5 protein-coding genes and 2 pseudogenes are annotated in these 7,063 nt (G+C 50.9%); all 7 read left to right on the top strand.

The genetic code is table 11. The annotated features are described in order from the left end of the window. Positions 1–199 (top strand): annotated as a pseudogene (locus CZ367_RS02385) (histidinol phosphate phosphatase); the annotation flags it as partial. A gap of 142 nt (positions 200–341) precedes the next feature. Beyond that, positions 342–527, top strand: coding sequence for a hypothetical protein (locus tag CZ367_RS02380; protein ID WP_077195534.1), 186 nt, complete (start codon positions 342–344; stop codon positions 525–527). 40 nt (positions 528–567) lie between these two features. Further along, positions 568–3,009 carry a hypothetical protein gene (locus CZ367_RS02375; protein WP_077195533.1) on the top strand — a complete coding sequence of 814 codons (2,442 nt, stop codon included), beginning with the start codon at positions 568–570 and terminating at the stop codon, positions 3,007–3,009. 224 nt (positions 3,010–3,233) lie between these two features. Next, positions 3,234–5,198 (top strand): phosphatidylinositol-specific phospholipase C, encoded by a 1,965-nt coding sequence (locus CZ367_RS02370; protein ID WP_077195532.1) that lies wholly within the window; start codon positions 3,234–3,236, stop codon positions 5,196–5,198. 101 nt (positions 5,199–5,299) lie between these two features. Then, the gene (locus tag CZ367_RS02365; protein ID WP_008124767.1) at positions 5,300–5,812 is read left to right on the top strand and encodes an isoprenylcysteine carboxyl methyltransferase family protein; all 513 of its coding nucleotides are present in this window, start codon (positions 5,300–5,302) and stop codon (positions 5,810–5,812) included. A gap of 157 nt (positions 5,813–5,969) precedes the next feature. Then, a pseudogene (locus tag CZ367_RS16125) lies at positions 5,970–6,086 on the top strand (DNA-binding protein); the annotation flags it as partial. A 490-nt stretch (positions 6,087–6,576) separates the two neighbouring features. Beyond that, a complete protein-coding gene (locus CZ367_RS02355) occupies positions 6,577–7,059 on the top strand; it encodes a hypothetical protein (protein WP_077195530.1) in 483 nt (160 codons plus the stop codon). The last annotated feature ends 4 nt before the right edge of the window (positions 7,060–7,063 follow it).

Below are 7,063 nucleotides of genomic sequence, written 5' to 3'. Positions count from 1 at the left end.
ACTCACCCCCACCTTTAGCAGCAGCCTCGTGGAAAAAGGCAAGGAAGAGTTTAACCCAACAAAGCACATTTCCAAACCAGCCGTACGGCTGCAACCCTCACGCCGATACTTCACCCTCTCGGGCGTAAGCTACGAGCGAACAGAGAAAACTGCACGAGCAAAAAGCAAGCAGAACACCCCAGAGGACAACCACCCATAAACCCCGACTCGCGTACATGTCGTCATGTACACCGCTACATGTCGACGTGTACAAAGCTATCCCACGACATGTACAACGCTGCCCCGCAACACTACACGAGTTTTTAAGCAATGAGTATTAACAACATAAAAAATTAAGAATTATGAAAGAAGTAATCAACATCCAAGAGACAACAAGAGAAAAGAAACAGTACGTTCGTCCACAAATCACGATGATACCCATGCAGGCAGAACATGCACTGCTGGCTGGAAGCGGCAAAGGGCCGGGAGGAGGATCCCTTGAAGGTGGCGAGCATGGTGAAATACCTAGTAATCCCGACGAAGACTAATCGTAATTATTTTTTATTACCCTACATAAAATTTGTAAGTATGAAACATCTATTCAAACCATACACCGCTCTCGCAGTGGCAGCCATATTGGCACTGTTTGCCACCTCGTGTGCAGACGATACGATTACGAGCGAGAGTCAAAAACTGAATAACGGCACGCTGGATACAGAGGCTTTCACCACCATTGCCGTGGATTTGAACGCCACCGTACAGGCTCCGAATATCGTACAAGATGGCAGCGGCACGCGCGCCATTGCCCTTGACAAGCAAGATTTGCCCATCCTGCACGGTTCTGAACTAAAAGCACGCATCTTCATCGTGCGTGCTGGCGATGACGATAAAGCGATGGTGAACGGAAAGGAGGCTGTAGATCCTAACAAAGTGGTGCTTGGCACGGGCGAAATGAACTGGAGTAATGTGGAGCCAAAACCAGATGGGACAATAGATATAAACAGCGACGGTATAGTGAAATTTCACTGGCTCAACGGCAAGAGTGCCATGCCCAAGGATGGTGAGAAATGGTATGTGTGCGGCATCATCGGAGGCGAATACAATCCCGACTTCGACAAGGCACGCACCGATATGAGCCTTGACGAGAACAAGCGCAAGCTGGCAGAGAACCTATATCGCTTCTATGTAGACCTCGACCCCAAGCACGCAAGCCTGCATAACACGATAGACGAAAAAGGCAACATCTTTGCCAACGTGCCTTTCACCACTGGCTGGAAACCGCTCGTGATGCGTAATGGTAAAATCATCATCGAGGGCTGGAAGTTCAAGCAGATAGGCAACTTGTTACGCTTCAAGGTGAAACGCAACACCAACTTGGTAAAACCAGAGGGTCATAAATACGCCTTTGCCAGTTCGCAAATCACTGCTCGAGGTGGCTTCCTAATGATGCCATCCAGCCTATTTCGCTCAAATGCCGACCTCGCCACGGACCACTCCTTTGGTCTCGACTGCGAGTTGCGCCCTTGGAACACAAGCATTGAAAACAACTTCTACTGGCTGTACGAGAACGACCGGCAGTTGCACTTCAACAACCCTGCCAATATGAACCCACTCGAAGAGAGTGCCGACTACGGCTCGCCACTCTACGAATATCGCTACACCTTCGATGCCTCTGCCATGCGCAAGGGAAAGGATAAAGCCGAGTACGACGAGTTCTACGTGTGGGGAATGCCTATTCCTAAGCTCGATTATATCGGGCAGACCATGCTCACCGCCGAACGTGGCGGATTCATGCTGGGTAAGAAACAGAAAACAGGTGCACGCTATCCATACGCCAACGAATGGCTGCTTGCACAGAGCAAGCCACAGGATTGGACTGGAGAGTTTACACCCTACGACTTCAAAAGCGATAAAAACAAGAATAAAACTCTAATCATAGAGCTTGGCGTGTGTCGCCCATGCTTTGGAAAAACGAGAGACGGCAAGCCAGCCTATCCTTGGGCAAACCCTTTGGAACGCTTGGCGGTAACGAACAGCAAGACAGACGAAGTGGGCTTCCACGACACCAACACGCCACACCCCAACGAGGCTGGTTACGGATGGGTGAGCAACTGGTCGCTCAAAAGCGGCGACATGAAGATGCGCTTTGCGCTGAACAGCGGCACGATGAAACCACAAGACTACCACCTACCCACTGGCGAAGAATGGGGGTTGGCACTGCCCAACATCCTCACAAGTATCTACGAGGGTAAACTGCCAATAGGTCTTACAGGCTGGGACAATATCAAGTCTGCTCCCAAACCCTACTTCGAGATGTACGACCCCGAGGAAGACGATATGCGCCCCATCATCTCAGCTGGCGAGACACACAACAGCAACAAGTCAGACATGCAGGAAGAGCGGTTTTGGAACAACAAACCCATTTTCTACTCCTACTTCATGCAAAACAAGAACCGCCTTGAACTATATGCCATACGTTTTGACGGCAACAATAAGGAGGCACAGTCGCACAAAGACCGCCGTCCCTATGGTAACCGCTATCGCTGTGCCTACCGCTGGAGATTTATGGATGCAGGCGGTCCCGATGTTACGAACGACGGTAGAGGTATGCGCCTCGTAGTACAGAGCCGCTGGATAGGCAACGCCAATGTAACCGTGCGTGACATCATGGACGACAAATGGTGGGGCGAGTGTTCGGACAGCAATCCCCTATACCTCACAGACTGCTACCGTGTGCTGCCCTGTGTAGGCTTCCCCTTCCCAAAAGGCGCACCTACATGGCGCATAGCTTACTGGTCACGCACTCGCTGGAAACATAACACGTATGACAAAGACGATGCCTATAGCAACAAAACCTTCTGCTACCGAGTGCTCTCCAAAGACGGCTTCGACCGTGGACATAACGACAATGCCACCCTCCACTATGGCGTGCGCCTCATGGTAAACAGAGACGTGGACGAATTCGGCAAGCGCGCCCCACGCCAGTTGCAGAAAGACAAAGACGAGCAACGCCTCATACACCGCAAGTAGTGGGCAACAGCACAGGATAACCGAACAGTGGCAGCTTGCGAGCCACCGCCGTCCACCAAGCCGCCGCCAACGAACGATATACGATATAGAATAAACGACCACGCCACGTCTCCCCTGCGGAGCATGACGTGGTCGTATTGTTTCTATGCGGTTGGTGAGGTTTGTGTGGTTGCGAATTATTTGCTACCTTTGCACCCCTAAAATAAAAACTGGAGATAACAACAATGGCTACAAGACAAAACTCATACCAAGAGATAACCAAAACGACAACGCTGCTCACAGCCTTGTACGCACTGCTGTGCGCCATGCTGCTGTGCGCATGCGACAACGGCACGGATGCCGAACCCGAAGAGCCACGCCGCCAACCGCGCATGGTGCGGCTCAGCGTAGAAGTGGCAAACGCCACGTTCAGCTACGACAAGCCAGCTGCGACAAGGGCAATGAGCTACGAATTTGAGGGCGAAACGCTATTTCCACAGCTGCGCCTCAAGAGTGGCGAGACGCAGAAGGGGATTTGCGCCATCAGGAACGACAACCCCAAGATACCCGTGAGATGCGTGCCTGTGGAATGGATAGTAAGGGGCAACACACTGTGGTGCGACAACATCACCACCGAGGTGGAGTGTCCCGACGGCGAAGAGCTAGGCAACTGGCAGGCGTGTTTCATGCTTGGGCAAGGCACCTACGATGCCAAGAGCCAACGCATGACCTTTGGGGTGAGCCGCATGGCACAACCCATAACCCGGGGCGAGGAGCAACAGTGGAATCTGCCATACCTCTCGCCATGGCTGCCGCTGAAGACGCACGACGGCATTCACCTGCACACGCCTCATGTGAGGTTCACACCGCAAGGAGCGTTCATCCGAATGCGGCTGACCAACGACACAGGGCGAGAGCTCGACTTGGCTGAACTGCGTATGCGCGCCTCCGACGCTTCGATGCAGGCAGCACCGTTTGTGTGGGAAGCGACGTGGCAGACAGACAGCCGAGCGACAGAGCCTGCGGTAGCACCTGTGTTGCTGAAAAAAGGAGAAGATTTCGTGTGTCCGCTCACCCAGCCACTCACGCTGAAACCGGGCGAGACATCAGGCTGGTACGGCTTCTGGGCAATGCCCATAGGCAAACAGGCAGGCTATCTCTCTGACATCTACGCCATACCCACGACAGAGCGCAAGGGCAAACGCACGCCGTGGTGGATACACCACACGCCATTGGAGGGCAGGAGCGGAGCGCAAGGACCCAAGGCAGGACTCACATACACGCTCTCGCTGCGCCTGCGCCAACTGGTGCCAACCACCAACGCCAATTGGATGCAGAACATAGAAGACGACCGACTGGTGTGCAAGATGTCCATTCCCGGCACCCACGACACGGGAGCATGGACGGGCATCGTATGGGTGAAAACGCAAGACAAGGACATCAAGGGGCAGCTCGAGAGCGGTATACGCTTCTTCGACATCCGCTTGGTGCTCGACGGCGATGTGCTGAAACTCTGCCACGACAGGTTTGTGTTCGACCGCACGTTCCACAAGGATGTATTGCGTGCCACCGCTGATTTTCTGCGGGAACACCCCTCAGAAACAGTTATCATGACCATCAAGCGCGACTATGACTACGATCACGATGGAGGCGACAAATACCGCAAGGCGGTGAGCAACGTGCTGAAAGCCGATCCCTACGTTACACCATACATTGCAGGAGCATTCAGCCCTGACCTCACTATGGGCGACCTGCGTGGCAAGATGCTCATCGTGAGCCGGGAGGGCTGGTATTCCACCAATTCGGGCTGGATAGAGAGCTGGCCCAACAACCGTCAGTTCTCTACCACCCTACAGTCGATGAACTACACCAGAACCACGCTGCACGTGGAGGACACCTACAAATGCGAAGCTAAGGACAAGGTGAGCCTCGTTCGCCAGAACCTGCTCAAAGCCAGTGAGGCGTACGGTAGTGCGGCACCCGACTGGTTCATCACCTTCTGCTCGTACACGGGATACAATGGTATCGGTGCGCCCAATACCGTCACTAAATACGTGGATCCCTATGTGATGGACATCCTGCGGGGCGACGACAACATGCGCACCACGGGCATACTGCTTTTCAACTTCGCAGGCTGGTGGGACAACGGACTCACCAACATCGCCATCAAGTTCAACGACACCGCCACACCGCCTCTCAAGCAGTGGTAACAAGGTGAGACAAGCCTATACACCGTCCGAGCCGTGCAGAATCCCCCTCATCGGCACGGCTTCATCGCAGATTATTAAACATCATAAAACATATTACAGTTATGCAATACGCAATTATCATCTTCGCAAGTTTCTTTGTCTTGCGCCTGTTCTCGCTCGCCTATTCTATCAAGAACGAGAAACGTCTCATCAAGTGTGGTGCCACCCAGTACGGAAAACGCAACTCCCTGCTGCTGACACTTGCCCACATAGCCTATTATTTTGGTGCCCTGTACGAGGGATATGCCAGCAACATGGAGTTTGACCGAGTTTCGGTCATCGGCGTGGCAGTCATGGCATTTGCCTACCTCATGCTGTTTTACGTTATCTATAAACTGCGCGACGTTTGGACGGTGAAACTCTACATCGTACCCAACCACCGCATCGAGCGCAGTTTCTTGTTTCGCACAGTGCGACACCCCAACTATTTCCTCAACATCATACCAGAACTGATAGGCGTGGCTCTGCTCTGCCATGCTTGGACAACGCTGTGCGTGGGTCTGCTGCTCTACGGCTACCTGCTAATGGTTCGCATCCGTCAAGAAGAAAGAGCCATGCGCCACCTGCTATCGTAACCACTGTGACCGACGTCACTCAGTTCCGTACATGTCGTCACTCAACTCCGTACATGTCAATATGTAGTGTCGTACAGGTCGTCACTCAACTCCGTACACGTCGTCAGTCAGTAGAGAGAAAGTGTATCCCTCATTTCTTTTTGGACTGTGCACTTTCTTGCGTTTTGCTCACCTTATAAATGAGGTGAGCAAAACGACACAGATGGGTTTGTTTAATTTCCGTGCATTTCTAAACATCGGAATGCTATTGGCTGAAAGTGAAAAACCCGGCAAGTAGGCTGCTGCACTTGACAAGCCTTCATTTTGTCAACAATTTGGTCGTACGATTACGGATAACCATATCATCTTTGCTGTTGCCTCGCCAACCAATTAGCATCCTTGCGGTTCAACAACAATATTAGCCAATATGAATGGTCACCTTGCCTTATGTCATCACTCGCAAGGCTATATGTCGTCCCTCACAGTCATTGGAAAGCACTGCTATACTGTTTTTTTTTATTTTTTAGTTTTTTTACCTAAATCGTTAATTAGCGTAACTTGCTTTCATTTTGTATTTATCAAGAACGAAAAACCATGTATTGCGTTAGCGCACAGTTGTTGTTATTGCAACAGTAAACTCTCTCTTGCTTTCTTTTTGCATAAAAAGAACTCCAACGAGCGATTTAGACTCAAAAACGAAAAATGCGTCTTGTGCGATATTTAAGAAATTTATTTTAATTTTGGGAACTAAAAATTTCTTAACGTACAATATAAAAAGTGACAACATGAAAAAGGTAAGCAAATTGTGTACACTGATGTGTCTCATCACATTATGTACAACCAAACTCCACGCAACAGATTTGTTGGTGTTTCAAATGAAGTCTGGGACAAAGATAACATTTGTCTTGAACGATGATCCTAAGTTTTCTTTACAAGGCACAACGCTGGTTGCCACCGATGGCAGCAACAACACGAAAGAAATTGACATCACCAAACTTGAATGCTATTATGTTTCGAAGGACGACAAGGTGACAGGGGTGAACAACGTGTCCGAGAACGGTATGAGCCGTAGGATGGCGAATGGGCATGTTTACTACGAGGGACTTGCCGCCAACGCAGAAATCAGGCTCTTTACTATTAACGGTCAGTTGGTGGGTCATTACAAGGCTTCACAGACGGGATACGTTGACATAGACTTAACCATGCAGCCCAAGGGTGCGTATGTTATCAAGGAGGGCAATCAAGCCATAAAAATCATTAACCAATAATATA

This window comes from Prevotella ihumii (assembly GCF_900155655.1).
Taxonomy (GTDB): Bacteria; Bacteroidota; Bacteroidia; order Bacteroidales; family Bacteroidaceae; genus Prevotella; species Prevotella ihumii.
Note: the sequence above shows the minus strand (reverse complement) of the source record. Positions and strands in the feature narration are given on the sequence as shown.

What these genes read in the sequence shown, in the direction of transcription:
- CZ367_RS02365 (WP_008124767.1), top strand. Translation starts at nt 5,300, where the DNA reads ATGCAATACGCAATTATCATCTTCGCAAGTTTCTTTGTCTTGCGCCTG.
- CZ367_RS02375 (WP_077195533.1), top strand. Translation starts at nt 568, where the DNA reads ATGAAACATCTATTCAAACCATACACCGCTCTCGCAGTGGCAGCCATA.
- CZ367_RS02380 (WP_077195534.1), top strand. Translation starts at nt 342, where the DNA reads ATGAAAGAAGTAATCAACATCCAAGAGACAACAAGAGAAAAGAAACAG.
- CZ367_RS02355 (WP_077195530.1), top strand. Translation starts at nt 6,577, where the DNA reads ATGAAAAAGGTAAGCAAATTGTGTACACTGATGTGTCTCATCACATTA.
- CZ367_RS02370 (WP_077195532.1), top strand. Translation starts at nt 3,234, where the DNA reads ATGGCTACAAGACAAAACTCATACCAAGAGATAACCAAAACGACAACG.